Source organism: Flintibacter muris, assembly GCF_943192995.1.
Taxonomy (GTDB): Bacteria; Bacillota; Clostridia; order Oscillospirales; family Oscillospiraceae; genus Lawsonibacter; species Lawsonibacter muris.
The window spans coordinates 337,698-362,731 of sequence record NZ_CALPCP010000001.1 but is presented as its reverse complement, the minus strand read 5'-3'; the positions used below and the strand labels follow the sequence as shown (position 1 = coordinate 362,731).

Sequence of the window (25,034 nt, the reverse complement as noted above, 5' to 3'; positions counted from 1 at the left end):
AAAGCCCCCAGATGCAGGCAAGCGGAAGCACTGCATCTGGGGGCAAAATATTTGAGGACTGACAGCTGAGTTTCTTTGACTAATAATTCTCACGACGGGAGAATGCGGCGGCCAGGGCCGCCATCACTATGCCAATGCTTGCGGCCACCGCCGCCAGAAGCACAGCTATACGTTTCATGGATAGACCTCCTTTTGTTCCTTTGGCCCAGTCTTTTTGGTTTGAGCAGCTTCCTCTTCTATAACATAATGCAGAAAAGGCGAAATAACCTTTTCTGCATTTAATTTACTGCATCAGCAAGTTTTTGCCCAATGATTTACATAACAGAAGCGCATAAGGAAACCTCAGGGGAGTTATCCACAGTTTCCACAGGTTTTTCCACAGTGCGGGTGACATAACGCAATATCATCCCAGGGAGATGTCTCTGGTGGCGCAGGCATTCAGGTCCCAGCCGGCTGTGCGGCCCGACTGGTACTCATAAAAGCCCTGGCAGCCGATCATGGCGGCGTTATCTCCGCAGAATTTCAGTTCCGGGAGGAAGAGCCGGTCTCCGCTGCGGGCGCAGGCGGCCTGGAGGTCGGCCCGGATGCGGCTGTTGGCGGCCACTCCCCCGGCCACGGCAATTTTCCCATAGCCCATTTTCCGGGCAGCCAGCATGACCCGAGGTACCAAGCTGTCGCTCACCGCCCGGCCAAAGCTGGCGGCAAAGGAGGGCAGGTCCAGCTCGTCGCCCTTTTGCTGGCTGTTGTGGATCAGGTTCAGACTGGCGGTTTTCAGCCCGGAAAAGGACATATCCAGCTCCGCCCCGGACACGTGGGCCACAGGCAGGACATATTTCTGGTCATCTCCCCCCTGGGCCAGCTTGTCCATGGGACCGCCCCCGGGGTAGCCGATACCCAGCACCCGGGCCACCTTGTCAAAGCACTCCCCGGCGGCGTCGTCCCGGGTGGAGCCCAGGACAGCCATTTCCGTGTAGGACCGCACGTCCACAATGGCGGTGGTCCCCCCGGAGACGCACAGGCAGACGAAGGGGGGCTCTAAATCAGGGTGGGTGATGTAGTTGGCGGCAATGTGTCCCCGCACGTGATGGACAGGGATGAGGGGCAGGTCCAGGGCCATGGCCGCCCCCTTGGCAAAGTTGACCCCCACCAGCACCGCCCCGATCAGTCCAGGGGCATAGGTGACGGCCACAGCGTCCAGATCCGCTTTTGTCAGCCCGGCGTCCGAGACAGCCTTGTCCGTCAGCGCGGAAATGGCCTCCACATGCTTCCGGGAGGCGATTTCAGGTACCACCCCGCCGTAGACGGTGTGCATCTCAATCTGGGAGGATACACAACTGGACAGTACCGTCCGGCCGTCCCTTACCACGGCGGCGGCGGTATCGTCGCAGGAGGATTCAATGGCTAAAATATTCATAAAAACACCACTTTCAAGGGGAATATCGCAGGGCGGGACGGCCTTGGCCCGCCGCTTTTCGTAAAAAGATACATGGTAACAAAGCGATGGGTTGCCGCGCACTATGGATGCTCTGAAAACTCCCGGGTCATGATGACGGCGTCCTCCTTTGGACGCTGGTAGTAGCCGGGGCGCAGGCCGGCCTGCTGAAAGCCGAATTTCTCATACAGGGCAATGGCGGGAGCGTTGGACTTGCGTACCTCCAGGGTGAGGAAGGCCAGGTTGGCCGCTCCAAACCGGCAGAACACGTCCAGCAGGGCGGAGGCCACCCCGTGCCGCCGGGCGTCGGGGGCGACGGCGATATTGTCAATGTAGCCCTCGTCCAGCACGGCGTGGAGGCCGGCGTAGCCCAGGATGTTGCCCTCCTCCCCGTCTTCGGCCACGATAAAGCTGGCCTGTGGGTCGAACAGGGCGTCCTCCAGCAGGCGCTCGCTCCAGGGGTCGGTAAAGCACTCCCGCTCCAGTGCCGCGATCTGAGGGATGTGGCTGCGGTCCATGGGGACGATTTCGTAGTACATAGAAAAACTCCTCTAAATATGAAGATACCAGATTGTCATAATGGCAAAGTCTGCGAACAAATGAATGATCCACGAATTGTAAATCGTTTGATCTCTTTCATCCACATAGTCGAAAATCAATCCACCAACTGTCAATCCAGCCACTGCCAAAAGCAGCAGCGGCAGCGGAAAGGATGCGCCAATCATGGCGATGTGATACACTGCAAACAGGATGGAACTGAACAGATATGCCGTCTTCCGGGCCGCGTATTTTGATAATTGAAGAAACGAGACGTGACGGAATAAAAACTCCTCCAAAAACGAGTTGCCAAAGGAGATATAGAGGGCGACCCAAATAAAGCTGCCGTTGTCCACCTTTTGATCGGCTGAAAGGGAAGCGACCAGGGACGCATAATCGAAAATATTGGTGGTCAGCGCGTAGCCTCCTATAATAATAGCATAGATGGAAGCGCCAAGCGCCAGTAATTTCAGGACGCTCTTTTTGTTTAAAGCAAAGGAGCGGTCAAACAACCTGATGCTTGCCGCTTTTGCGAATGTGAGTGGAAACAATAGGAAGACCACAGCTTTTGCCGCTGATTTCACAGCATACACCGGTTCGACGACCGTTTCAACAAAGGCCATCACCACACAGCATACCAGAACAAGACCCATGATCCCGTATGTGTTTCCTCTGTTTTTATCTGTCATGATGATTTTCTCCTAAACACAAAGGACAGGGCGATCAAAGCGGTTCCAACCACATAAGCCGGCCAATACAAAAAGCTCCACATAAGCAAGTAGTCCAAAAATGATGTTTTATGAAAGCCTACTCCGCTGAAATCAAGCAGACTTGTGACAAAGCAGAAGCCAAAAGCAAACACAAAAGGAGCGCTCCCTAAAAACAACAGGATTGTCCAGAGCCATTGTTTGTGTTTCATTCAGGGCACCCCCGTCAGCACCCGCAGGGCCAGCCGTCCAAAGTGGCGGGCGGTGGTGTAGACGGCGTAGCGGGTGGTGGTCTCCATGGGGTAAACGTCCTCCCCCCACTCCTGGGCGGAGGCGGGAGCGGGGCCCTCATAAATCACACAGGAGGCCAGCCGGCGCTCCAGGGAGCGGACGGTGGGGCAGTCGGTTTCCTCCACTCCGGCCAGGTGATGCCGGGCCAGAATGTCCTGCACAAAGGTGACACAGGTGTAGGCCTTGGAGATGGCGGGCCGCAGGTGGACCAGTGAGGCCAGGGCGGCGGGGGTGTTGTAGATATACTCCTCCCGTTCGTTCCACAGCCGCTCCAGGTGGTTTTGGAGGTAGGTCCACTGGGGCTCAGGCACCTCCACCCGGCAGATCTTCACCCGGGCGGCCCCGGCGAAGGATTGATACCGCAGGATGGACTCCACCACAAAGCCGCCGTACAAGGGGATGGTCCGGTGGAGGCGGGCGAAAGTGTACATCTTGTGGATGTCACGGCTGAGGGAGAGGGACACATGGTTATACCGGTTGCGGGTGGCCTTGCGGATAAGGCGGCCCATCCCGGTGGGTGTGGCAGAAAAGACGATATAAACGGCGTGTTCCACAGGAGTCCCTCCTTACTATGGACGTTTTTTCCAGAGCAGCCAGCCCACTCCGCTTCCAATCAGGCCAAAGAGGCTGGGGCACATAACCAGAATGCCCAGCAGAGCGTCCCAGTTGCTGTGCTGCTCCAGATACTGCCAGCCCCACAGAAAGCCCGCTCCGAACAGCACCGGCGGAGCCAGCCAGACCGCTTTGATGGGGCACCGGCAGAGGACCAGCTGGAGCACGCAGAAGGGCGCACTGAGCATGGCGAAGGCGGTGAGAGTGGAAAACAGCGAAAAGACCGTACTAATCAGCATTGCGGACATCTCCCTTCCGGTACAGCTTCCAAAAGCTGTATACTGCCCAGGCCAGAGCGCAGCCTATAGCCGGGGCGGCGCACCACCACGCAACAAGAATCCACCCCAGGATATACCACTCGGCAAAGCTCATAAAGCCCAGTCCGACCACAAGCATAGGCAGAACCGGGACCAGATGCCACCACCAGGGCTTGGACAGCCGGTACAGAAGCAGCTGAATCAAAAACATAGGGATGCCGTGAAGGTGCAGAACCAGCCCTTGCTGCAAAGGGGTGGGGTTGATAGGAAGCTGGGAAAAGCAGTCCGCAAAGAGAAAAACATAGACAGCCAGCAACAGCAAAAACAATGCCAGCAGAATTTTGTTGGTACGGGTTTTCATGGGATGACCTCCTATCCTGTAGAGGTGGACATTGTCCGCCCGCATGATGGGTGTGGAGTAGGGGCCGCCGCCCTCGGCGGCCCGGTCTTAGGGTCATCCTTAGTGTATCAAAGGAAAATCCTCCCGGCAAGGGATTTTGGATGGTCGGTCGTTTTTGGGGGATAAGTGGTCAGGAGCCCTATTGTCCCCGCAGGGGTAAGGCTCCCTTCGCAAAGGGGGCTCTGCCCGAAGGGCGGTGGGGGGTTTCTCCAAGAGATGGATGTATTTCGATAGGGGAAAACCCTCCGTCATGGCTTCGCCGTGCCACCTCCCTTTGCGAAGGGAGGCTTTTTCGCTGCGGCGGGACGGGAGCTTTAATGGGCCTCCGCCCAGGTTTTCCCTGCGTGGGTCTCGGCCAGCAGGGGGACGGACAGGGCGGCTACGCCCTCCATCTCCTCCTGGAGCAGCTTGCAGACGGTTTCCGCCTCCGCCTCCGGGCACTCCACAATCAGCTCGTCGTGGACCTGGAGGACCAGCTTTCCCTCCAGCCCCTCGGTCTTGAGCCGGTCCCACACCCGGATCATAGCCAGCTTGATAATATCGGCGGCGGTGCCCTGGATGGGGGCGTTGAGGGCCACCCGTTCCCCAAAGGAGCGGGTGTTGAAGTTGGAGGACTTGATCTCGGGAATCCACCGCCTCCGCCCCCACAGGGTGGAGACATACCCGGCCTGTTTGGCCTGTTCCACCACGCCGTCCATATAGGCCCGGACCCCGGCGTAGTGGGCAAAGTAGCGGTCCATATAGTCCTTGGCTTCCTGGACGGTGACACCAATGTCCTGGGACAGGGAGAAGGGGGAGATGCCGTAGACAATGCCGAAGTTTACCGCCTTGGCGCTCCGGCGCATCTGGGGGGTGACCTCCGCCGCCGGGACGCCGAAGACCTGGGAGGCGGTGATGGTGTGGATGTCCTCCCCGGACTGAAAGCCGTCAATCATGGCCTGGTCCCCGGCCATGTGGGCCAGCAGGCGCAGCTCAATCTGGGAGTAGTCCGCGTCTACCAGCACCTTTCCCACCGGGGCGGCGAACATTTTCCGCAGTTCCGCCCCCAGCTCGGTGCGGACAGGGATGTTCTGCAAATTGGGTTCGGTGGAGCTGAGCCGCCCTGTGGCGGTGACGGTGTTCTGGAAGGAGGTGTGAATGCGGCCGTCCGGGCCGATCACCTTTCCCAGGCCGTCGGCGTAGGTGGATTTCAGCTTGGTGAGCTGGCGGTACTCCAGAATGTGTTCAATGATGGGGTGCTCTCCCCGCAGCTTTTCCAGCACGTCGGCGTTGGTGGAGTAGCCGGTTTTGGTTTTTTTCACCGGGGGCAGGCCCAGGTTGTCAAAAAGGATGCGGCCCAGCTGCTGGGTGGAGTTGATATTGAAGGAGTCCTCCCCGGCCAGCTGGTAGATGGTGTTCTGCACCTGATTGATGCGCTCTGACAGCATATGGCCGAATTCCGCCAGCGCCCCCCGGTCGATCAGAAAGCCCTCCGTCTCCATCCCGGCCAGCACCTGGCACAGGGGGAGGTCCACCGTCTCATACAGCTGCCACATATCCAGCTCCTTGAGCCGGGCGGTGAGAGTCTCCCGCAGATCGTCAATGAGGAGGCTGTGGCACATCATGGCCTGGGCAGGGGGCTCCGGGTCGGACAGAGGGCTGAAGGCCTCCTCCTCCAGGTAAACTGCGGCCTTGGGGAACTGCTGGCTGTAGTAGGTCAGGCCCAGCTTTTCCAGCTCGTAGCTGCCGTCACTGGGGGCCAGAAGATAGGCTGCCACCTCGGTGTCAAACACAAAGCCAGCGGGGGTGATGCCCTCGGCCAGCAGGGCGCGGCACAGTTTTTTTACCCCGTGGGCCGCCTTTTTAATGGCGGGGTCGGAGAAGAGCGTCTGAATGATCTCGTTGTAGTTTTCCAGCTTGTCTGCTCGCAGCAGGCTGGCGTTCCAGGCGTCGTCGTTCAGGCGGCACTCCACGCATACCGCATTCAGTGAGGGAAGGGCAACAACGTGCACGACCTCCTTGGTCCGCCACAGCTCCAGCAGCTCCTGGGCGTACTCCGGAGAAATCTCCGTCTCCAGATAGCAGCCGCCTTCCACAGCGGCGGGGATGTTCGAGCCGGCTTTCACCTCCCCCTGAGGGGCTGTGAGGCGGTATTTGTCAATGAGCTTGGAGAACTCCAGATTCAGGAAGAGCTGATACAGCCGGTCGTTGTCCGGTTCCCGACGCAGGCTGTCCTCCGGCTGGAAGGTGATGGGGGCGTCGGTGCGGATGGTGGCCAGATCGTAGGACAAAAAGGCGCTCTCCCGGCCCTCGGCCAGCTTCTTCACCAGGCCGGGCTTGGCGGCCGCATTGGGGGCGGAGCAGATATCAGGCATGTGGTCATACAGGTGGGCAATGGTGCGATAGAGCTGGATAAGTGCCATGGCGGTTTTCTCCCCCACCCCCTTGACGCCGGGGTAATTGTCGGAGGAATCCCCCATGAGGGCCTTCAGGTCGATCATATTTTTTGGGTCAAAGCCGTACTCCTCCCGGAAGCTGTCCGGGGTGACATCCCTGGTGGTGGTGTGGCCCATGCGGGTGGACACCAGCTTGACGGTGGTTTTTTCCGTCACCAGCTGGAGGGAGTCCTTGTCCCCGGTGACAATCACTGTATCCCAGCCGTCCTCCTCGTCCAGCCGGGCAATGGTGCCCAGCAGGTCGTCCGCCTCCCAGCCGTCCAGCTCGTACATGGGGATGTTCAGGGCGGACAGCACCTCCTTTAAAAGGGGCATCTGGCTGGCCAGTTCGTCGGGCATCCCCTTGCGGTTGGCCTTGTACTGGTCATAGGCCAGGTGGCGAAAGGTGGGAGCGGACCGGTCAAAGGTGACGCACAGCGCGTCAGGGGAGACCTCGTCCAGCAGCTTGTTCATAATATTCAGAAAGCCGAAAATAGCGTTGGTGGGCTGGCCCTCCCGGGTGGTCAGGCTCTGGCTCACCCCATAAAAGGCCCGGTTGACAATGGAATTGCCGTCGATAACCATCAGTTTTTTCATAGCGGAAGTCTCCCTCAGTTCAAAATCTTGATGTTATAGTATACCAGCTTTTGGGACGTTGGGCAAGACGACAATGTCTGTTTTGCTAAAACCCTCTTTTTGTAAAAAAACGCTTGCATTTCTACGGAATATCTGTTATGATATCAGTCGAAGCTTTTTTAAAGGCGATTTCATAGATTCTCATAGCGAGGAGGTAAGCAACATGGCCAAATGCGAATTTTGCGACAAGGGCGTGACCTTCGGCATCAAGGTTTCCCACTCCCACCGCCGCTCCAACCGCGCCTGGAAGCCCAACGTGAAGCGGGTAAAGGCAATCGTGAATGGTACCCCCACTCACGTGTACGTCTGCACCAGATGCCTCCGTTCCGGTAAGGTCACCCGCGCTGTGTAATGGAACATAAAAAATCCTCTGTGCTTAGGCACAGAGGATTTTTTATTTCTCAAGTGATTGACAGAAAAGCCCTCTGTCGATTATACTAAAAAAGGAAAAAACCGGAGGGCTTGCCTCCGAGCATAGTGCAGAATACACAGCGGAGAGGAGACTGATCCATGTCAGAGCAGCAAAAGAGCGTGAAGCTGGGGGAGATTATCCAGGAGTTCAACCTGGAGATTCTGCGCACGGCTCCCGATTATGAGAACGTACCCCTGAGAGCCCTGGACATCAACCGGCCCGGCCTGCCCCTGACAGGCTTTTTTGAGCATTTTGATACCGAACGGCTGCTGCTTATCGGGCTGACTGAGCAGGCCTTTCTTACAGATCTGACCCCGGAACAGCGGCTGGAGAGATTTGACCGTCTGCTGGCCTATCCGGTGCCGGCCCTGATCCTCACCCGGGGGATGGACCCCTTCCCGGAGTGCCTGGAGATGGCGGAAAAGCACAATCGGACGGTACTGCGCAGCACCTTGCAGACCTCCATCTTTATGAGCGCCCTCATCAGCAGCATGTATAACCATCTGGCGCCGCAGATCACCCAATCGGGTGTAATGCTGGAGGTCTACGGCGAGGGGGTGCTCATCCAGGGGGAGTCCGGGGTGGGCAAGAGCGAGGTGGCCATTGAGCTGCTGAAGCGGGGACACCGCCTGGTGGCCGACGACGCGGTGGAGATTAAGGAGACCAGCCGCCATACCCTGCTGGCCACCTCCCCGGAGCTGATTCGGGGCTATATGGAGCTGCGGGGCATCGGCGTGATTGACATCAGCCGTCTGTTGGGGATGGGAGCCATCAAGCCCTTTCAGGAGATCGACCTGGTTATCAACCTGGAGCCCTGGAACGACAAAGCGGTATATGACCGTTTTGGTCTGGACGCCCACTTTACAGAGATTTTAAGCGTGAAGGTCCCCTGTGCCACTATTCCGGTAAAGCCCGGCAGGAATCTGGCCGCCATTGTGGAGGTGGCCGCTATGAACAACCGTAACCGCAAGATGGGCCACAACGCGGCCCAGGAGCTAACCAACCGTATGGATAAGCTGTTTGCGGAACAATTAGAAGGAGGAACAAACTGATGCATTATATTGGGATTGACGTAGGCGGCACCAATCTGGTGGCCGGTCTGGTGAATGAGCTGGGGCATATCTTCAACAAGGTCAATACCCCTGTGGCTAAGGACATGACAGCGGAACAGTTCGGCGCGGAGCTGGTACGGATGGCCCGCCGGCTGTGCGAGGTGGGGGAGGTTGACCCCTCCCAGATCAACTCGGTGGGAATCGGGCTGCCCGGCGCAGTGGACAACAAGGCGGGGCTGTTTGTCCAAAACCCCAATATGCCCTTCCGGAACAAAAACGTGCCCCTACGGGAGATGTTCCAAAAGGAGTGGGATGTCCCTGTTTTCCTGGGCAACGATGCCAACTGCGCCGCCGTGGGCGAGTACTGGGCAGGGGCGGCCAAGGGCTGCGACCCGGTGGTGATGATTACGCTGGGAACCGGTATTGGCGGCGGCCTGATTGTTGACGGCAAGCTGTTCACCGGCTTTGCCAACGCCGGCATGGAAGTCGGCCACATGATTATCCAGCCCAACGGCATCCTGTGCGGCTGCGGCGGACGGGGCTGCTGGGAGCGGTATGGCTCCGCCACCGCCCTGATCCAGCTCACCCGGCTGGAGATGGAACGGAACCGGAGCAGCGAGCTGTGGACCATTGTGGACGGCGACAGCTTTAAGGTGACCGGCCGCACACCCTTCCAGGCCGCCCGCCTGGGGGACGCCGCCGCTAAACGGGTGCTGTCCAACTACCTCCAGGGGCTGTCTGTGGGTATGATAAACCTGGTCAACATTATCCAGCCCGAAATTATCTGTCTGGGCGGCGGCGTGAGCAACGCTGAAGACGATCTGCTTCTGGCCCCCCTGCGTGAACTGGTTTGGCGGGGCTGCTTTGACAAGGCCAACCACGTCCGCATTGAGAAGGCCTCTTTGGGCAATGACGCCGGCGTCGTCGGCGCGGCGCTGCTGTGTAATCTGGTGTAATACTATCATTGTTTTCAATGGATATTTACAGCGGAAATGAAATATTCTTGTGAGCCAGCAGGACCGCTAACAGCAGCGCAAGGATGCACACAAGCTTAGAACCTGTATTCACAGGTTCTTATGTTGTATGATCTGCTGAAGGGCGGTAAAAAGAGACAGTACTCCAAGAAGGAACTGCTGAACATCATGGGCAACATTTGTGTGCTTTGTACGCCCAGTGGGCCATTGACCCACTGGATAAAGAACAAAAACCGCGTTTTTCAAGTGTGTTGACTATACTGAGCGAAAAAATCCTGGTAAGGGTAGAAGAAAACATCAAAGGGGGTGCCATTATAGAATGGCACCCCCCAGTAATTCCAAGGCTTCAATGATGAAATTATGTTTTACACATTAAACCGGAACAAGATAATATCCCCATCCTGGACCACATATTCCTTGCCCTCAGAGCGGATCAGACCCTTCTCCCGGGCGGCGGCCATAGTGCCGCAGGCCATCAGGTCATCATAGGAGACAACCTCAGCCCGAATGAAGCCCCGCTCAAAGTCGGAGTGGATCTTGCCCGCTGCCTGAGGGGCCTTGGTACCTCGGGTGATGGTCCAGGCCCGGCACTCATCCTCACCGGAGGTCAGGTAGGAGATCAGGCCGAGCAGGGTATAGCTGGCCTTTACCAGCCGGTCCAGGCCGGACTCCGCCACCCCCAGGTCGTCCAAAAACATCTGCTTCTCCTCGGGCTCTAACTGAGCGATCTCCGCCTCCAGTTTGGCGCATACAGGAATCACTTGGGCCCCCTGCTCCCGGGCCCGCTCCTCCACCTGCCTGTAGTAGTCCACGGCGGCGGGGTCGGAAAAGCCGTTCTCGTCCAGGTTGGCGGCGTAGATCACCGGCTTGAGGGACAGCAGTTCACAGTCAGGATACTCGGCCCCAATGTCCACCTGGGTATAGCTTCGGGCGGATTTTCCATCGTTGAGCCAGGAGCGCAGGCCCTCAAAGTCCTCCGCCTCCTGAAGGAACTTTTTGTCCCCCTTGGCGGCCTTTTTTGCCTTGTCGATGCGGCGCTCCACCATCTCCAGATCGGCCATCACCAGTTCCAGGTCGATGGTATCAATATCTCGGATAGGGTCGGTGGCCCCTTCTACATGTATGACATTGTCGTCGTCAAAGCAGCGGACCACATGGACAATGGCGTCGGTGGCCCGAATGTTGCCCAAAAACTTGTTGCCTAGACCCTCTCCCTTGCTGGCCCCCTTCACCAGACCGGCGATGTCCACAAACTCAATCACCGCCGGGGTGGTTTTCTTGGGGTGGTACATCTCGCTCAGCTTGTCCAGCCGGGTATCCGGCACAGCCACCATACCCACGTTGGGGTCGATGGTGCAGAAGGGATAGTTGGCGCTCTCTGCGCCGGCGTTGGTAATGGCGTTGAACAGGGTGCTCTTGCCCACGTTGGGCAACCCTACGATTCCTAATTTCATATTGCTTTACATCTCCTTAGAAAGTTCTGATTTATCAATGGTTTTCAGGTTTTGCTCCTTTGGAGCTTCACCATTACTGAACCATTTCTTCACCATTTTGCCACTAACTTATGTGCAGTTACATTTTGATGGCCTCAAATTGTCGTACGCCGGCGGTCAGTGAGTCATCTGTCACATGCACATATTTATCCATGGCGGTCTGGATACTGACATGACCCAATAGCTTCTGAAGTACCTTTTCTTCAACCGTGAGATACTTGATATCACTGGGAACGCGCACCGGCTTGGTGTATCTAACCCCGTCCACAGGATGTTTAGGGATCACACCACTCATTACAGCAGAGCAAAGCACAGTACCCATAGCGATATAGATTTGTTGGATAGTTGAGCCTGCGTAATCGGCATCCATTCCAATCAGAATGTTCTTGCAGTGCATGGGTAGCACATCCTGCAGAAGCATCCTGCCAATTACCGCTTGAATGTTGTTTACATACCTTTCACGGTAGTTTCGGCGAGTATTAGGGGCCAAATCACCTATAATGTTCTCAATCCAAAACTCAAACCATGCGTCTGCCGTCCTATCAGGTGACGCGAAGTTTTCTTCATGCGGCTCAGCACTCTGTCCTCCCTGCCATGTCAACAAATCGAGCTAAGTATAACCCATTCCTTCTCTGACAAATTCTTTTGCCACATTCTCTGCCTTTCAAGTTCTTTCCTATGCTTCGGCTTCTTTCTCACAAAGAAAGAGAGCGCACTACTACACCATGAGTATAGCAGATACCGCCCTCTTTCTCAAGCGTTATTTTCCGCTCTTTTCGATATGTCATATTATGTGGTAATACTGAAAATTGAATGGCTCCAGTAGAAGTAGATAATAAAAGAATAGCCCCTGGAGCATAGAACTCATCGTGATAGTTTCCTGTCTACCTGTAAATACATTTCCGTCACCGCCTTTGCACAGACCCCGGAGGGACAGGACGCGACCGACGACAGCGGCGTTGTCTATGAGGAACCCAAAGAGGAAGAACCCCTTATGAGAGTACACGGCACTCACCAGACTCTATTGTATTTTCTCATTTCCTTTGAGTTCTGGCAAGGCGTGGGGAAATTTGACGCTTACGTCACGGCTTCGCCGTGCCACCTCCCTCAGAGAGGGAGGCTTTCTAATAGTCTGAAACCGCCGGTACTGCCGGCGGTTTTCCTTTTTATGGACATACCTCTCCTTCCTGCTGCATAGGATGGAAGCAACAGACCCTTGGTCGTTTGACGATATAGTCAACACACTTGAAAAACGCGGCTTGCGTTTTTTATCCAGCGGGCAACGGCCCGCTGGGTGCAGGTGTTGCCTATAAAGTCCAAAGCCAGGCCGCTTATGCGGCCTTCTGCGGCGGAAATTGCCACAGGCTTCAAAAGAATCTTTTCATTCTATTGAAGTACTTTGACTATAGGAGTGTTGCTTTATGCAGACGAATAACAACAAAATCTTTCTCCGGGGGCGGCTGGCCGCCCCGCCCTCCCTCTCCCATGTAAACCACGGGGTGGAGTATATGCTGCTCCCCCTGTCGGTGTGCCGTCTGTCCGGGGCGGAGGACACCCTCCATGTGGTGGCCTCCCGGGAGCAGCTGAGCGCCCTTCCTCCTCTGGATGCGGGCAGTCCCCTCACTGTCTCGGGGGAAGTACGTACATTTAACAACCGCAGCGGCGTGGGCAGCCGGCTGGTGGTCAGTGTCTTTGCCAAAACGCTGTCCCAGGAGGAGGGGGAGGACGAGAACCACCTGGAGCTGTCTGGGACCTTATGTAAACCACCGGTTCTTCGTTCCACCCCCCTTGGGCGTACCATTTGTGACATGATTCTGGCCGCCAACCGCCGCTATGGCCGGGCGGACTACCTGCCCTGTATTGCCTGGGGCAGTCTGGCCTACCGCTGCGGGGCCATGGAGGTGGGCGACCGCCTGGCCTTGGAGGGCCGCCTCCAGAGCCGGGTATACACCAAGGAGATCGACGGCCAGATTCAGGAGCGCACCGCTTTTGAGGTATCCATCATGTCTCTGGCTGACGAAAACAGCAGCATCAATCAAAACGCATAATTTCCCTGAAACGGCAAAACAATAGAGATACACTCATTTTCAAGGAGGTATCTCTATGAAACGCGGCAATTCCCTCCGCCAGGCCGCCGCGCCCCTGCTGGCGCTGGCCCTGGCGCTCTCTCTGACCATCCCAACCTCCGCCTTTTTCTGGAGCAAAAAGACAGAGGCCCCCTATGTGGCGGATTTTTCCAAAAACGGGCTGATCGGCTCCACCATTCCCTTCGCCGCAGAGGACTTTGTGGTCAAACCTGACGGCAAAACCACCCTCAGCGGCATCACCATTGAAGCTCTGCCCGACCCGGGCGCCGGTACGCTGTGCATGGGTGACATACCTGTGGAGATTGGGGCCTATGTGGACGCCACCGCCCTGTCCGGTCTGCGGTTCCAGAGCGCCAAGTCCCCCACTGTCACCACCACAACGCTGGTGTTCACCCCTGCCCTCTCCTCTCAATTAGAGGTTCCCCAGGCCACAGTAACCATCTATCTTCTCACCGAAACCAATAATCCCCCGGTAGCCCGGAACATGGAGCTGACCACCTACAAAAATGTGGCCATCACCGGCTACTTTGACGCGGTGGACGGAGAAGGGGACGCCCTCACCTTCCAGCTCACCTCCACTCCTGCCCGGGGGGCGGTCACCCTGGCGGAGGACGGCTCCAGCCAGTTTGTCTATACCCCTTATGAGAACAAAACCGGCTCCGACTCCTTCACCTATGTGGCCATTGACCCGGCGGGCAATACCTCACCCGAGGCCAAAGTGTCCCTGCGCATTGACAAACCGGACACCAAGGTGACCTACTCCGACCTGTCTGGCCACCCCATCCAGAAATCCGCCATCCGTCTGGCGGAGGAGGGCATCTACGTGGGACGGTATGTAGACGGCCGCTACTTCTTTGACCCAGACCAGACCGTCACCCGGGCCCAGTTCCTCACCATGGCCATGTCGGTGGCCGGGCTGGAAGACCTGGAGGGAGTCACTCTCACCGGCTTCTCTGATGACGACGCCATCCCCACCTGGGCCAAGGGGGCCGTATCCGCCGCGCTGAAGGCGGGGGTGGTTCAGGGCTCCCGGGATGAAAACGGCGCCCCTGTTTTCGGCGCGGAGGATACCATCTCCCGGGCCGAGGCGGCGGTGATGCTGGACAATCTGCTGGAAATTACCGACGTACCGGTGGCGGTCTTCTCGTTTGACGGGAGTGACCACTGGGCCGCCCAGGCGGCGGCCAACCTGTCCGCCTCGGGAATTATCCGTGCGGATACCGCCGGAGCTGTTCAGCTGGCCGACACCCTCACCATGGCCGACGCCGCCGAGATGCTGGACGGCGCGCTGGATATGATGAATGCCCGCGGCGGCCAAAGCTGGCTGCCCTGGGCCTAAGGAATGCCATAACAGGAGCGGCACACTATAGTCAACAAGTGCGTGCTTTGTACGCCCAGTGGGCCCATGGTCCACTGGATGAAAAAACACAAACTGTGTTTTTTCAAGTGTGTTGACTATATGGCGCCGCTCCTGTTTTCAATCAATCCGGCTGCTGGCCGTCGTGGGCCTTCCACTGGCACTCTATCAGCCGCATTTGGGAGAATACCGCCGGAAAGGAGGAGTCTTCCGGGGAACAGGCGTAGATGCCAAACCGGATCTTCCCGCCTCCCCGGTGCATGTGACAGATCCGCATCTGCTGCCATACCTCTCCGTTGGAGGAGCACTCAATGCAGTAGTCATCCTCTCTGCGGCTGAGGCGATACCACATGGATTTCACCGAGGCGTCGATGGCTGTTGTGGCCCAGTCGGACCAGCCCAGATTGGTGACCACGCTGCCCAGGTGCTGAAACTGCTCATTCTCGTACTCAACAGAAGCCTTCAGCCAGTTCTCGCTGTCCAGATACAGCACCACGCCGCACTGGTCAAACCGGCGGTGGCTGTCCTGAAATTCTGTCTTCACCACAAAGCTGAAATATGGTTCCTCCGTCTCCATCTGGAAAACCGGGGCGTTGTCGTTCTGAAAGTGATAATAAGTCCTTTGCCAAAGATCGGTGCAGGGTTTGGTGACAATCTCCACCTGATCCTCCCCCACTGTGCAGGCCTTCGGCTCTCTTGTCCATTGAAATCTGGAAAGGTCCATCCCTCAATTTCTCCTTTGCTCAAAAATATAAAAACCGCCGAAGGACAACCCTCAGCGGTTTATGGTTCTTAGTAGAACTTCTTGCGGTTCTTGCGGGCGGCCTCAGACTTCTTGCGGCGCTTGACGCTGGGGCTCTCGTAGTGCTCACGCTTACGGACCTCGGCCAGCACTCCGGACTTGGCGCAGCTGCGCTTAAAGCGCTTCAGGGCGCTCTCCAGAGACTCGTTTTCTCTCACACGGACTTCCGACATTTATATTTCCCTCCCTCCGCGCGCGGCGGGGGTCTCCCGCTCACGTAGGGCCATGTTTATGGCTTTAACATTACCATTATATTGCCTTTTGGCCATTCTGTCAAGAGAAGATTTGTAAACAGCCTGTGAATCTTAGAATCCGCCGTTAAATTTCTTTTGAACCCTTGCAATCACGACAAAAGCTATTATCATTCCAACCAGCAAAATACCAATTGAAGTCATTACAACGGGCACTGTTTCTTCAAACAAGGCCACCGCTCCACTAAAAATCAGGGAAGCAGCAAGCACAAACAGCCCTTTTGAAAATGATTTTCCATAGTCTCTCTGGTCCGCCTCTTTTACATGCTTCTGATGATAGGAATGAATCAGATTTATGTTTCCCCTATAGATGGAAACCGCAATACCCACAAATAAGGCTGCGATTGCAAACAGAAGCACCGAGTAGACAATCATACCAAAACCTCCACAGCACATATGAAATGTCACCGTAACCGGCATACGCTCACCCCCTTTCGGGTGGTGTAGCTGAACCGCCTCGCCTGTATTGAACGGTGCCCACACAAAATGTACCATAATTCTACTATGGTGTCAAGGTAAGCCGCTCCCCTTTGCAAGGGAGCGGCTTTTTTCGATATCACTGGGGCTTGAAAATCAGGCTGACCAGCTTGCCTTTGACCACGATGGACTTCACCAGGGTCATCCCCTCGGCCAGCTTGGCGATTTTGGGCTCGGCCAGAGCGGCGGCTACCACGTCCTCGTCGGAGGCGTCGGCGGCCACTACGATATTGGCCTTCACCTTGCCGCCCACCTGGACGGCCATCTTGGCGGTAGCGGCCACGGTCTTGCTCTCGTCGTACTCGGGCCAGGGCTGGAGGCACACCTGCCCGCCGTAGCCGTTCATCTCCCACAGTTCCTCACACAGGTGGGGGGCAAAGGGGGACAGCATCAGCAGCAGAGCCCTATAGTCGCCCTTGGTAGCTCCCTTGGCGTAAAAGTCGTTGACCAGGGACATCAGCGCGGCGATGGCGGTATTGAACTTCATAGCCTCAATGTCGTCGGACACCTTTTTAATGGCCCGGTGGACCGCCATCTCGTTCTCAGCGGAGCAGCCGTCCCCCTCTTTCAGTTTTTCACTGAGATTCCACACCCGGTCCAGGAACTTCTTGCAGCCCCGGACTGACTCATCCGACCAGGTGGCGGTCTTCTCAAAGTCGCCGATAAACATGATATACAGCCGCATGGTGTCCGCGCCGTAGTCCCGGATCACGTCGTCGGGGTTGACCACATTGCCCAGGGATTTGGACATCTTCACCGAGGGGCGCATGGCCTGGGAGCCGTACTTGTCAATGAGGGCCTGCTTCTCCTCCTCTGTCTCCACGTTGCCCACATAGTGGGGGTTTTTGCCCAAAATCATGCCGTGGCTGGTGCGCTTGGCGTAGGGCTCAGCGTGGGGAATCACCCCGATATCGTGGAGGAAGTTGTTCCAGAAACGGGAGTAGAGCAGGTGGAGGGTGGTGTGCTCCATGCCGCCGTTGTACCAGTCCACCTGGCCCCAGTAAGCGAGCGCCTCCTTGGAGGCCAAAGCGTCCTTGTTGTCCGGGTCCATATACCGCAGGAAGTACCAGCTGGACCCTGCCCACTGGGGCATGGTGTCCGTCTCCCGCTTGGCGCTTCCGCCGCAGCAGGGACAGGTGGTGTTCACCCAGTCGGTCATCTTGGCAATGGGGGATTCGCCGTTGTCGGTGGGCTCATAGCTCTCCACCTCGGGCAGCAGCAGGGGCAACTGGTCCTCGGGCAGAGGCACCCAGCCGCACTTCTCGCACCATACCATGGGGATGGGCTCGCCCCAGTAGCGCTGGCGGGAGAACACCCAGTCCCGCAGCTTGTAGTTTACCTGCTCGTGGCCGATCCCCTTCTCCTCCAGCCACTTGGTAATGGCAGGGATGGCATCCTTGACGGTCATGCCGTTGAGGAAATCGGAGTTGACCATAATGCCGGTGTCGTCCTTGGCGGTGAAGGCCTCCTTCTGCACGTCCTCGCCGCCGGAAACCACCTCGATAATTTCACAGCCAAATTTTTTGGCGAAGGCCCAGTCGCGGGTGTCGTGGGCGGGGACGGCCATGATGGCCCCGGTGCCATAGGAAGCCAGAACATAGTCGGAGATGAAGATGGGGATCTCCCGGCCGTTCACCGGGTTGACAGCTCGCACACCCTGGAGCATCACGCCGGTCTTCTCCTTGTCGGCGGACAGCTCGGTGCGCTCAAAGTCGGACTTCCGGCCCGCCTCCTCCACATAGGCGGCCACCTCGTCCCAGTTTTGCAGCTTGTCCTTCCACTCCTTCACAAAGCGGTGCTCCGGAGAGATAACCATATAGGTCGCACCGAACAGGGTGTCGGGGCGTGTGGTGAAGACCACGATATCGTCCCCGGTGGTGGCCTTAAAGGTGACCTCCGCGCCGGTGGAGCGGCCGATCCAGTTGCGCTGCTGGGTCTTGACCCGGTCGATAAAGTCCACAGTGTCCAGCCCGTCAATAAGCTTCTGGGCGTAGGCGGTGATTTTCAGCATCCACTGGCTCTTCTCCTTGCGGACCACCGGCGCGCCGCACCGCTCGCACACGCCCTCCACAACCTCCTCGTTGGCCAGCACACACTTGCAGGAGGTACACCAGTTTACCGGCATGGTGGTCTTGTAGGCCAGGCCGTGCTTGTACAGCTGGAGGAAAATCCACTGGGTCCACTTGTAGTAGTTGGGGTCGGTGGTGTCCACACACCGGTCCCAGTCGAAGGAGTAGCCCAGCATATGGAGCTGGCGGGTGAAATTCTCAATGTTCTGCTTGGTGATGATAGCGGGGTGGATGTGGTTCTTGATGGCAAAGTTCTCAGTGGGCAGGCCAAAAGCGTCGTAGCCGATGGGGAACAGAACGTTGTAGCCGTCCATCCGCTTCTTCCGGGCAATGACATCCATAGCGGTGTAGGGCCGGGGATGGCCCACATGCAGGCCCGCTCCGGAGGGGTAGGGGAACTCCACCAGGCCGTAAAATTTCGGCTTGCTGGTGTCGCCGTTCTGGCAGGCGAAGGTCTTTTCGTCCTTCCACTTTGTCTGCCACTTCTTCTCAATGGCGGTAAAATCGTACTTCAATGCAAACACTCTCCTGTATCGTCTGGCCTGATGGCCGAATCGACAGCATTTCCATGTTATTATAGCGGAACAGCACTGTAATTGCAAGGGTTTTATCAAAAGGTCCTTGTTGTGTATTTCCTGCCGCCAAAGGAGCCTCTGCCGGTTTAGCTGGTTGCAAGTAAAAACAACCGGCCCAGCGGGCCGGTTGTTTCATTTTACATAATTGACTGGAAGCCGGACTTTTTCACATCATCCTGCTGTTGGGGTTCCTCCACCGGGTTGGCCTTGGTAGTGGTGCGGGTGGTGCCGCCGGAGACGTACACATCGCCGCACTCAGGGCAGATATCCGTGTGGATGGTTACCGACTGGCTGACCACCTTCCGGTCCTCCCGCTGAGCCTTGGCCTGCTCCCGGACCACGTGCTCCTGCTCATGGCCACGCACGGCGGCGGCAGCCTGCTCAGGGGCGACGTTGGTGGCCGTCTTGAAGGAGACGCCGGGGTCGTCAGAGCCGTCTTGATATTTGCGGTTCTTACAGGTCTGGCACTCGGCCTCCTCCATGACCTCCTGGGGGGACTTGGACTCTTCGCCCTCCTCCAGGCTAATCTTCTGTTCGCCCTCCTGACCAACTTTCAGGCTGTCCTGCTCCTGGTTCTTGCCCAGCAGCTTCTCCAGCTCCTTGGACCGGTCCCAATACAGCAGTTCGTTCTCCTTGCCCTCCAGCTCCTCATCCAGATACCGGATGCGGGACCGCACCGCCATCTCGGCGGGGTCGGCCCCCTCCCGTATGGTGGGAAACTGGAAGCGGCTGTCCTCCTGGGCCTCCTGAGTCACGCCCCGCTGGACGGCGGGCACCTTGTCCACCGGCTGCACCGGGATAGTCTGGGCCCGGGACACCGCACTCACCGGTTCAGTACTTCTGGGGTTTGCGTTTTTGTTTTGATAGGCCTGATAAGAATTTCTGTTTTGATAAATAGAGTAGTAACCGCTGATGCTGCCATAGCTTCCAATGGCTCCGATCCCTCCGATGGCTGACATTGCGGGCACCCCTTTCCTGGCAAATTTACTGGAGTCATTATACTAAATTTCCCCCGGCTGTGCAAGAGGTCTCAAAAAATTTTCATCCGCCAGTCTTTCCATCCCATCTCCATCCCCCTCCAAATCAGGGTAAAAGTGCTCTGCGCCTTGGGCCGCCCGCAGGAACAAATGGGTCTGCCTGTAACAGTCGGGCGGCCAAAGGCCGCCCTTACATGTGGCAGCAAAGCTGATGATTGCTATTAGGTCTGTGGATTCCGGCTGTCGAGCTGCGCCGGTCTCTTGTTGACGCCTGTTTTTGGCGCAATTTTGTCGCGTTTTTATCAGCTCAGCATAGCGTTCAGCGTCTCCAACAGCTTGCTGATGTTGATCGGCTTGGAGATATGCCCGTTCATACCGGAGCGCAGGGCCTCCTGTTTATCCTCCTCAAAGGCATTGGCCGTCATGGCCAGGATGGGGATATCGGCCTTCCGGTGGTCCTCCAGCCTGCGGATGTGCCGGGTGGCCTCGTAGCCGTTCATCACCGGCATCTGCACGTCCATCAACACCAGCTGGTACCAGCCCGGCTGTGACTGGGACACCTTTTCCACGGCCAGCTGCCCGTTTTCCGCCGTCTCAACCTGGAAGCCCGCCTCCTCCAAAATGGCGGTGGCAATCTCCTGGTTCAGCTCGTTGTCCTCCACCAGGAGGATACGGCCGGTGTGGACCGGCTCCTCCGGACTGCTCTCCTTCTCCTCGCCCTCAAGTCCTACCAGTCCGGCCAGGCAGCTGCGCAGCTCAGACAGGAACAGGGGCTTGGAACAGAAGGCGTTGATGCCCGCCTCCCGGGCCTCGTCCTCGATATCCGCCCAGTCGTAGGCAGTGAGGACGATAATGGGCACCTGCTCGTTGATCTCCTTTCGGATACGCCGGGCCACCTCAATGCCGTTCATATCGGGCAGCAGCCAGTCGATAATGTACACGCTGTAGTTGTCGTCGCGCATCACGGCCTGGCGGGTGCGCAGCACCGCCTCCTTGCCGGACAGGGTCCACTCCGCCCGCATACCGATCTGCTGGAGCATGCAGGACACACTGTCACAGGTGTTGAAGTCGTCGTCCACCACCAGGGCCCGGCAGTTTTTCAGCTCCGGGATTGTCTGGGGCTCCCTCTCCCCGGAACACAGGCGGAAGGTAATGATTACAGTGAACTCTGTGCCCACCCCCTGTTTGCTCTTCACCCAGATGTCGCCGTCCATCATATCCACAATGTTCTTGGTGATGGCCATACCCAGTCCGGTGCCCTGGATGCCGCTGGTGGTGGAGTTGCGCTCCCGCTCGAAAGGCTCGAAGATACGGGACACAAAGTCTTCACTCATACCCACGCCCGTATCTTTGATACAGAACTCATAGGTGGCATGGCCCGCCGGGGCGCCGGGCTTCTCTGTCACCCGGATGCTGACCACCCCGCCTGCCGGGGTATATTTTACCGAGTTGCTCAGCAGGTTGAGCAAAATCTGGTTGAGCCGCAGCCGGTCGCAGTATATCTCCTCATTTACCACGTCCACCGCGTCCATATACAGCTCCAGTTGTTTGGCATGGACGTCCGCCTGCACAATACTGCGCAGGCCGTGGAGGATGTCGGGCATGGAGCAGGGCTTCTCCTCCAGCGACATCTTGCCGCTTTCAATGCGGCTCATGTCCAGCACGTCGTTAATCAGGCTGAGCAGATGGTTGCCCGAGGTCATAATCTTTTTCAGATAGCCCTCCACCTGGTCCCGCTGGTCGATATGGGTGGTGGCCAGGGCGGTAAAGCCGATAATGGCGTTCATGGGGGTGCGGATGTCGTGGGACATGTTGGACAGGAACACGCTCTTGGCCTTGTTGGCCCGGTTGGCCTGATCCAAAGCGTCCTTCAGCACATCCATCCGCTCCATCTCTTTGCGGGTTTCCTCGTCCACGCTGCGGAAGCCCAGCACCACGGCCCGGGTAGACTCCCAGTCCCCTGTGCGCACGGCCTTCATCTGGAAATAGCGCAGCCTGCCGTCACAAATTGTACGGTAGTTGGCATAAAACTGCCCCTTTGCCCCCAGTTCAATGCGCAGGCGCTCCCGTGTACAGATCTGCCTCATCTGCTCACTGTCCTCAGGATGTACGCACTGATTTACGTAGCGTTCCATGCACTCCTCCAGGCTCAGCTCGCCGGAGAACAGGTTTTCCAGCACGCCCAGATCACATTTGTGGCTCCGCAGAGCCTCGCCCAGGCCGGTGTCCAGATCGAACACACATACCAGGTTATAGTCAATCGCCAGCGCTTGAACCAGCTCCGCCTGGCGGCGCTTCTCCCACTGGCGCTGTTCCTCCTCACGCTGCTTTTGAATGGTACAGTCCAAAAGGAAGCGCTGGCATAACAGCTCTCCGTTCTCCTCCACCAGCTTCACATTTCCCATAACGTGGCGGATGTCCCCGTCCACGTGGCGGACACGATACTCGATATTCACGTTGTCGTCCACCTTGACCAGGGACTGGATACAGGCGCGCAGCCTCTCTTTATCCTCATCCACCACAGAGGAGGCAATCATATCAAAACCGGCCGCCTTCATAGCCTCTTCCGACTCATAGCCCAGGATCTCCAGGGCGGCCCGGTTGATGCTGATGATGCGGGAGCCGTCCAGGCTGTGGCGCACCACGCCGCAGTCCATGGTGGTAAACAGATTCTCCAGCTCCCGGTTTTTGTCGATCAGCTCCTTCTCATAGGCCCGCTCCTGGGTCACGTCGATACCCAGGCCCACAGTGCCCATCACAGTGCCGTCGCAGTCGTACAGAGGGGACTTGTAGGTGGTAAGCAGCCGCTCTCCTCCACCGGTTTGGATGGTCTCCTCAGAGATGCAGGTCTTCTTCAACTCCATGACGGTCCGCTCTGACTCAATGCAGACGGGGTCGTCCTCCTCCACATCCCAGATGTAGGCGTGTCTTCTCCCCTGTACCTGTTCCTTGGATTTATTTACCGTAGCGCAGAAGCTGTCGTTCACCTTTTCGTGAACGCCGTCCTTGTCCTTGAACCAGACCAGGCTGGGGGTGTTGTTGATGATGGTCTCCAGGTACTGGCTGGTCTGCCACAGCTCCATACTCTGCTTCTGCTTCTTCTGCCAGCGGGTAAACCGGAATACCAGCTCCGCCTCAGACATGGGCAGCACCCACAGCTCATCAGCCAGAGACAACCCGTCCCCCAGGATTTCCACCTGCTCCTTGTCCGACAGGAGAATCAGCTGGGCCGACTCCTTCTTCCCCTCCGCCAGCGCTTTAACCGCCTCTTCACCGCCCAAGGGGACCGCCAAGATTACATCCGCCCGGGCCAACAGCGCCGGCCGGGGCTCACTACTGTCCAGAAAAGAATGGTTAAAGGATTCCAGCGGCGGCAGCTTCTGGATCGTCTCCAACACCTCAGACGGACAGTTAATCAGATAAAACTCCATATGGCAGCGATACATAATCGTCCCCTCCAGCACGGCAAAACTATTCACTTTATTTTAATCCCCTTCAAGCCTTCTGTCAACATTAAAGGGAGTAAAAACACGCAAATCAATTTTCAGAAGTCCTGCCGAATTTGCAGGCGGGACGACTTGGCCCGCCGCCGGTTGGAATCTTTTTCCAACAGCACACCGGAGTCGTCCCGCCTATAGCGCTAAAATTGATTTCTGCGGGAGTAAATTGCAATCTTCAAAATTGCGGCCAGCGGGCCGCCGAGGGCGGCGACCCTTACAAATCATCTGTAGGGGTCAGTCCCCTGGCCGACCCGTTCGTCAGGATTTTTGACGTTTTCTAAAAATTACTGCGGAGCGGCTGAGCCTGAACGGAGGCCATTCTCCTGCCCTCTTGCGGCCTGTTCCATAATCTCCAGGTTGCTTTTCAGCCGTTCGCTGCCCGGTTCCAGTGCCAACGCCTTCCTCGCCTCCTCCGCCGCTTCTTTGTAAGCTCCGGTGTAGTAAAAGGCCATAGCCATCAGATCGTGGGGCAGGCTGCCCCAGGCGGCGGCTTCACAGATGTAGCTCCGGGGACGTACCGTAATGGCCAGGGCGCAGGCGGTAAAGTAGAGCACCCCTTCCCACTCCCCCTGCTGATAGAGCATGAGGGCCAGGTCGGTGTAAGGCTCCCGCAGATGGGGGGCCTCGGTAATGGCCCGGAGGTACCAGTCCCTGGCCTGGGCCGGGTCCCCCTTCTCCCAGCAGGATTTTGCAATATACCGCATTGAGGCCGCCCGCTCGTCCCGCCACACGGCGGTGGGCATGGCCAGATGTCCCTTCAGAGTTCGGATGCAGTCATCCCAGCGGCCCTTGTACATATACTCCCGGCCAAGGTAGTGGACATTGCGGTCGTCTCCCGGCTCCTCCTGAACAGACAGCTCCAGAAGGGGCAGATACTGGCTCCGGGACTTGGCCGGGTCTGGGTGGTGGTCCAGCTGGACGTTTTCTGCCGTCACCATAGGTCCAGGGCTCCCTTCCCCCACCCATTTCAGCACCTCGTGGACCGGATGGACCCACTGGTAGCCGTGACGGGCGTGGATCTTCTCATACCAGAATACCACGCCCTCGGAGCCGTCGGCGTTAAAGGACCATGTATACCGGTAGGAGGCCTGTCCCGCCCCCGGCACCCAGACCTTTTCCAGCTCCTTGCGCCAGCCGGGATGGAATACCTCGTCCAGGTCGGTGCAGACGCAGATATCTGTATCCTGGGGCACCAGCTCCAAGGAGCGGTTCCGGGCCGTGTCAAAGCGCCAGGGCGTGATGGTCTCTGCCGTCACCTCCGCTCCCCGAGCCCGCAGCCGCTCCACTGTCCTGTCGTCAGAGCCGGTGTCCAGCACCACCACACGGTCCGCCTCCAGCATGGAGTCCATCCACCGGTCCGCAAACTGCTCCTCGTTTTTGCAGATCGCATAAACACATATGTTGTACTTCCCCATAAAGCCTCCTTATAAAATGGCCGGCGCCCCCAAAGCAGGAGCGCCGGCAATCAGGTTGGAATCAGGTCGCAATCACGCCGGCGGTCCTCAAAGAGGCCAGCAGCTCATTGATCTTGTCTACAATCTCCGGGGTTCCGCTCCCACCATCCAGATTAGCCACCGCAGGGCCAGGCGTAATGGCAGGACCAGCAGGGCCGGTGGGACCGGTGGGACCCTCAGCACCAGCGGCACCAGCGGCGCCGGCAGCGCCAGCAGGACCGGCAGGGCCGGTGGGACCAGTAGGACCGACAGGACCCTGGGCACCGGT

22 protein-coding genes are annotated in these 25,034 nt (G+C 57.6%); 5 read left to right on the top strand and 17 right to left on the bottom strand.

All coding sequences use genetic code 11. The annotated features are described in order from the left end of the window. Window positions 1-403: 403 nt before the first annotated feature. From tsaD to polA, 8 genes are all read right to left on the bottom strand, one after another. Window positions 404-1,414, bottom strand: a complete 1,011-nt coding sequence (gene tsaD / locus NFS22_RS01940) for a tRNA (adenosine(37)-N6)-threonylcarbamoyltransferase complex transferase subunit TsaD (RefSeq protein ID WP_251316086.1) — start codon at window positions 1,412-1,414, stop codon at window positions 404-406. A gap of 101 nt (window positions 1,415-1,515) precedes the next feature. Further along, complete coding sequence (gene rimI, locus NFS22_RS01935) at window positions 1,516-1,971, bottom strand: ribosomal protein S18-alanine N-acetyltransferase (protein ID WP_251316085.1); 456 nt, start codon at window positions 1,969-1,971, stop codon at window positions 1,516-1,518. A 12-nt stretch (window positions 1,972-1,983) separates the two neighbouring features. After that, a complete protein-coding gene (locus tag NFS22_RS01930) occupies window positions 1,984-2,658 on the bottom strand; it encodes a CPBP family intramembrane glutamic endopeptidase (RefSeq protein ID WP_251316084.1) in 675 nt (224 codons plus the stop codon). Continuing rightward, complete coding sequence (locus NFS22_RS01925; protein ID WP_251316083.1) at window positions 2,655-2,888, bottom strand: hypothetical protein; 234 nt, start codon at window positions 2,886-2,888, stop codon at window positions 2,655-2,657. The genes NFS22_RS01930 and NFS22_RS01925 overlap by 4 nt, the downstream gene beginning before the upstream one ends. Further along, on the bottom strand, window positions 2,889-3,521 hold the full coding sequence (locus NFS22_RS01920) for a hypothetical protein (RefSeq protein ID WP_251316082.1): 633 nt from the start codon (window positions 3,519-3,521) through the stop codon (window positions 2,889-2,891). A 15-nt stretch (window positions 3,522-3,536) separates the two neighbouring features. Further along, window positions 3,537-3,818: a hypothetical protein gene (locus tag NFS22_RS01915; RefSeq protein WP_251316081.1), complete on the bottom strand. Its 282-nt coding sequence runs from the start codon at window positions 3,816-3,818 to the stop codon at window positions 3,537-3,539. Continuing rightward, entirely contained in the window at window positions 3,808-4,197 is a 390-nt protein-coding gene (locus NFS22_RS01910) for a hypothetical protein (RefSeq protein ID WP_251316080.1), read from the bottom strand. The genes NFS22_RS01915 and NFS22_RS01910 overlap by 11 nt, the downstream gene beginning before the upstream one ends. A 353-nt stretch (window positions 4,198-4,550) precedes the next feature. After that, entirely contained in the window at window positions 4,551-7,247 is a 2,697-nt protein-coding gene (polA, locus tag NFS22_RS01905) for a DNA polymerase I (protein WP_251316079.1), read from the bottom strand. Window positions 7,248-7,449: 202 nt separating this feature from the next. Between polA and rpmB the strand changes: the two genes are divergently transcribed. The 3 genes from rpmB to NFS22_RS01890 all read left to right on the top strand — a co-directional run bounded on the left by rpmB (window position 7,450) and on the right by NFS22_RS01890 (window position 9,706). Then, complete coding sequence (rpmB, locus tag NFS22_RS01900; RefSeq protein ID WP_160571042.1) at window positions 7,450-7,638, top strand: 50S ribosomal protein L28; 189 nt, start codon at window positions 7,450-7,452, stop codon at window positions 7,636-7,638. Between the two features lie 158 nt (window positions 7,639-7,796). After that, complete coding sequence (hprK, locus tag NFS22_RS01895) at window positions 7,797-8,750, top strand: HPr(Ser) kinase/phosphatase (protein ID WP_251316078.1); 954 nt, start codon at window positions 7,797-7,799, stop codon at window positions 8,748-8,750. After that, window positions 8,750-9,706, top strand: coding sequence for an ROK family protein (locus NFS22_RS01890; protein WP_251316077.1), 957 nt, complete (start codon window positions 8,750-8,752; stop codon window positions 9,704-9,706). The genes hprK and NFS22_RS01890 overlap by 1 nt, the downstream gene beginning before the upstream one ends. A 383-nt stretch (window positions 9,707-10,089) precedes the next feature. On the opposite strand, the gene ychF is transcribed toward NFS22_RS01890, so the two are convergent. Together ychF and NFS22_RS23990 are read right to left on the bottom strand one after the other, a co-directional pair. Then, entirely contained in the window at window positions 10,090-11,178 is a 1,089-nt protein-coding gene (gene ychF, locus NFS22_RS01885) for a redox-regulated ATPase YchF (protein ID WP_251316076.1), read from the bottom strand. Window positions 11,179-11,296: 118 nt separating this feature from the next. Then, window positions 11,297-11,818 carry a tyrosine-type recombinase/integrase gene (locus tag NFS22_RS23990; protein ID WP_420908822.1) on the bottom strand — a complete coding sequence of 174 codons (522 nt, stop codon included), beginning with the start codon at window positions 11,816-11,818 and terminating at the stop codon, window positions 11,297-11,299. Window positions 11,819-12,638: 820 nt separating this feature from the next. Between NFS22_RS23990 and NFS22_RS01865 the strand changes: the two genes are divergently transcribed. Together NFS22_RS01865 and NFS22_RS01860 are read left to right on the top strand one after the other, a co-directional pair. Continuing rightward, window positions 12,639-13,265, top strand: coding sequence for a single-stranded DNA-binding protein (locus NFS22_RS01865; protein ID WP_251316075.1), 627 nt, complete (start codon window positions 12,639-12,641; stop codon window positions 13,263-13,265). Window positions 13,266-13,320: 55 nt separating this feature from the next. Further along, window positions 13,321-14,643: an S-layer homology domain-containing protein gene (locus NFS22_RS01860; RefSeq protein ID WP_251316074.1), complete on the top strand. Its 1,323-nt coding sequence runs from the start codon at window positions 13,321-13,323 to the stop codon at window positions 14,641-14,643. 142 nt (window positions 14,644-14,785) lie between these two features. On the opposite strand, the gene NFS22_RS01855 is transcribed toward NFS22_RS01860, so the two are convergent. The 7 genes from NFS22_RS01855 to NFS22_RS01825 all read right to left on the bottom strand — a co-directional run bounded on the left by NFS22_RS01855 (window position 14,786) and on the right by NFS22_RS01825 (window position 24,727). After that, the gene (locus NFS22_RS01855) at window positions 14,786-15,385 is read right to left on the bottom strand and encodes a DUF1349 domain-containing protein (RefSeq protein ID WP_251316073.1); all 600 of its coding nucleotides are present in this window, start codon (window positions 15,383-15,385) and stop codon (window positions 14,786-14,788) included. A gap of 68 nt (window positions 15,386-15,453) precedes the next feature. Continuing rightward, window positions 15,454-15,636: a 30S ribosomal protein S21 gene (gene rpsU, locus NFS22_RS01850; protein WP_023348912.1), complete on the bottom strand. Its 183-nt coding sequence runs from the start codon at window positions 15,634-15,636 to the stop codon at window positions 15,454-15,456. A 132-nt stretch (window positions 15,637-15,768) separates the two neighbouring features. Next, the gene (locus NFS22_RS01845; RefSeq protein ID WP_251316072.1) at window positions 15,769-16,134 is read right to left on the bottom strand and encodes a hypothetical protein; all 366 of its coding nucleotides are present in this window, start codon (window positions 16,132-16,134) and stop codon (window positions 15,769-15,771) included. Window positions 16,135-16,270: 136 nt separating this feature from the next. Next, window positions 16,271-18,775, bottom strand: a complete 2,505-nt coding sequence (gene leuS, locus NFS22_RS01840; protein WP_251316071.1) for a leucine--tRNA ligase — start codon at window positions 18,773-18,775, stop codon at window positions 16,271-16,273. A 197-nt stretch (window positions 18,776-18,972) separates the two neighbouring features. After that, the gene (locus tag NFS22_RS01835) at window positions 18,973-19,794 is read right to left on the bottom strand and encodes a hypothetical protein (protein WP_251316070.1); all 822 of its coding nucleotides are present in this window, start codon (window positions 19,792-19,794) and stop codon (window positions 18,973-18,975) included. Between the two features lie 320 nt (window positions 19,795-20,114). Then, window positions 20,115-23,258, bottom strand: a complete 3,144-nt coding sequence (locus NFS22_RS01830; protein WP_251316069.1) for a hybrid sensor histidine kinase/response regulator — start codon at window positions 23,256-23,258, stop codon at window positions 20,115-20,117. 338 nt (window positions 23,259-23,596) lie between these two features. After that, window positions 23,597-24,727, bottom strand: coding sequence for a tetratricopeptide repeat-containing glycosyltransferase (locus NFS22_RS01825; protein ID WP_251316068.1), 1,131 nt, complete (start codon window positions 24,725-24,727; stop codon window positions 23,597-23,599). Between the last annotated feature and the right edge of the window lie 307 nt (window positions 24,728-25,034).

What these genes read in the sequence shown, in the direction of transcription:
- NFS22_RS01930 (WP_251316084.1), bottom strand. Translation starts at nt 2,658, where the DNA reads ATGACAGATAAAAACAGAGGAAACACATACGGGATCATGGGTCTTGTT.
- NFS22_RS01860 (WP_251316074.1), top strand. Translation starts at nt 13,321, where the DNA reads ATGAAACGCGGCAATTCCCTCCGCCAGGCCGCCGCGCCCCTGCTGGCG.
- polA (WP_251316079.1), bottom strand. Translation starts at nt 7,247, where the DNA reads ATGAAAAAACTGATGGTTATCGACGGCAATTCCATTGTCAACCGGGCC.
- NFS22_RS01855 (WP_251316073.1), bottom strand. Translation starts at nt 15,385, where the DNA reads ATGGACCTTTCCAGATTTCAATGGACAAGAGAGCCGAAGGCCTGCACA.
- NFS22_RS01825 (WP_251316068.1), bottom strand. Translation starts at nt 24,727, where the DNA reads ATGGGGAAGTACAACATATGTGTTTATGCGATCTGCAAAAACGAGGAG.
- NFS22_RS01835 (WP_251316070.1), bottom strand. Translation starts at nt 19,794, where the DNA reads ATGTCAGCCATCGGAGGGATCGGAGCCATTGGAAGCTATGGCAGCATC.
- rpsU (WP_023348912.1), bottom strand. Translation starts at nt 15,636, where the DNA reads ATGTCGGAAGTCCGTGTGAGAGAAAACGAGTCTCTGGAGAGCGCCCTG.
- NFS22_RS01865 (WP_251316075.1), top strand. Translation starts at nt 12,639, where the DNA reads ATGCAGACGAATAACAACAAAATCTTTCTCCGGGGGCGGCTGGCCGCC.
- NFS22_RS01925 (WP_251316083.1), bottom strand. Translation starts at nt 2,888, where the DNA reads ATGAAACACAAACAATGGCTCTGGACAATCCTGTTGTTTTTAGGGAGC.
- NFS22_RS01910 (WP_251316080.1), bottom strand. Translation starts at nt 4,197, where the DNA reads ATGAAAACCCGTACCAACAAAATTCTGCTGGCATTGTTTTTGCTGTTG.
- rpmB (WP_160571042.1), top strand. Translation starts at nt 7,450, where the DNA reads ATGGCCAAATGCGAATTTTGCGACAAGGGCGTGACCTTCGGCATCAAG.
- rimI (WP_251316085.1), bottom strand. Translation starts at nt 1,971, where the DNA reads ATGTACTACGAAATCGTCCCCATGGACCGCAGCCACATCCCTCAGATC.
- NFS22_RS01915 (WP_251316081.1), bottom strand. Translation starts at nt 3,818, where the DNA reads ATGCTGATTAGTACGGTCTTTTCGCTGTTTTCCACTCTCACCGCCTTC.
- NFS22_RS01890 (WP_251316077.1), top strand. Translation starts at nt 8,750, where the DNA reads ATGCATTATATTGGGATTGACGTAGGCGGCACCAATCTGGTGGCCGGT.
- NFS22_RS01830 (WP_251316069.1), bottom strand. Translation starts at nt 23,258, where the DNA reads ATGTATCGCTGCCATATGGAGTTTTATCTGATTAACTGTCCGTCTGAG.
- NFS22_RS01845 (WP_251316072.1), bottom strand. Translation starts at nt 16,134, where the DNA reads ATGCCGGTTACGGTGACATTTCATATGTGCTGTGGAGGTTTTGGTATG.
- ychF (WP_251316076.1), bottom strand. Translation starts at nt 11,178, where the DNA reads ATGAAATTAGGAATCGTAGGGTTGCCCAACGTGGGCAAGAGCACCCTG.
- tsaD (WP_251316086.1), bottom strand. Translation starts at nt 1,414, where the DNA reads ATGAATATTTTAGCCATTGAATCCTCCTGCGACGATACCGCCGCCGCC.
- hprK (WP_251316078.1), top strand. Translation starts at nt 7,797, where the DNA reads ATGTCAGAGCAGCAAAAGAGCGTGAAGCTGGGGGAGATTATCCAGGAG.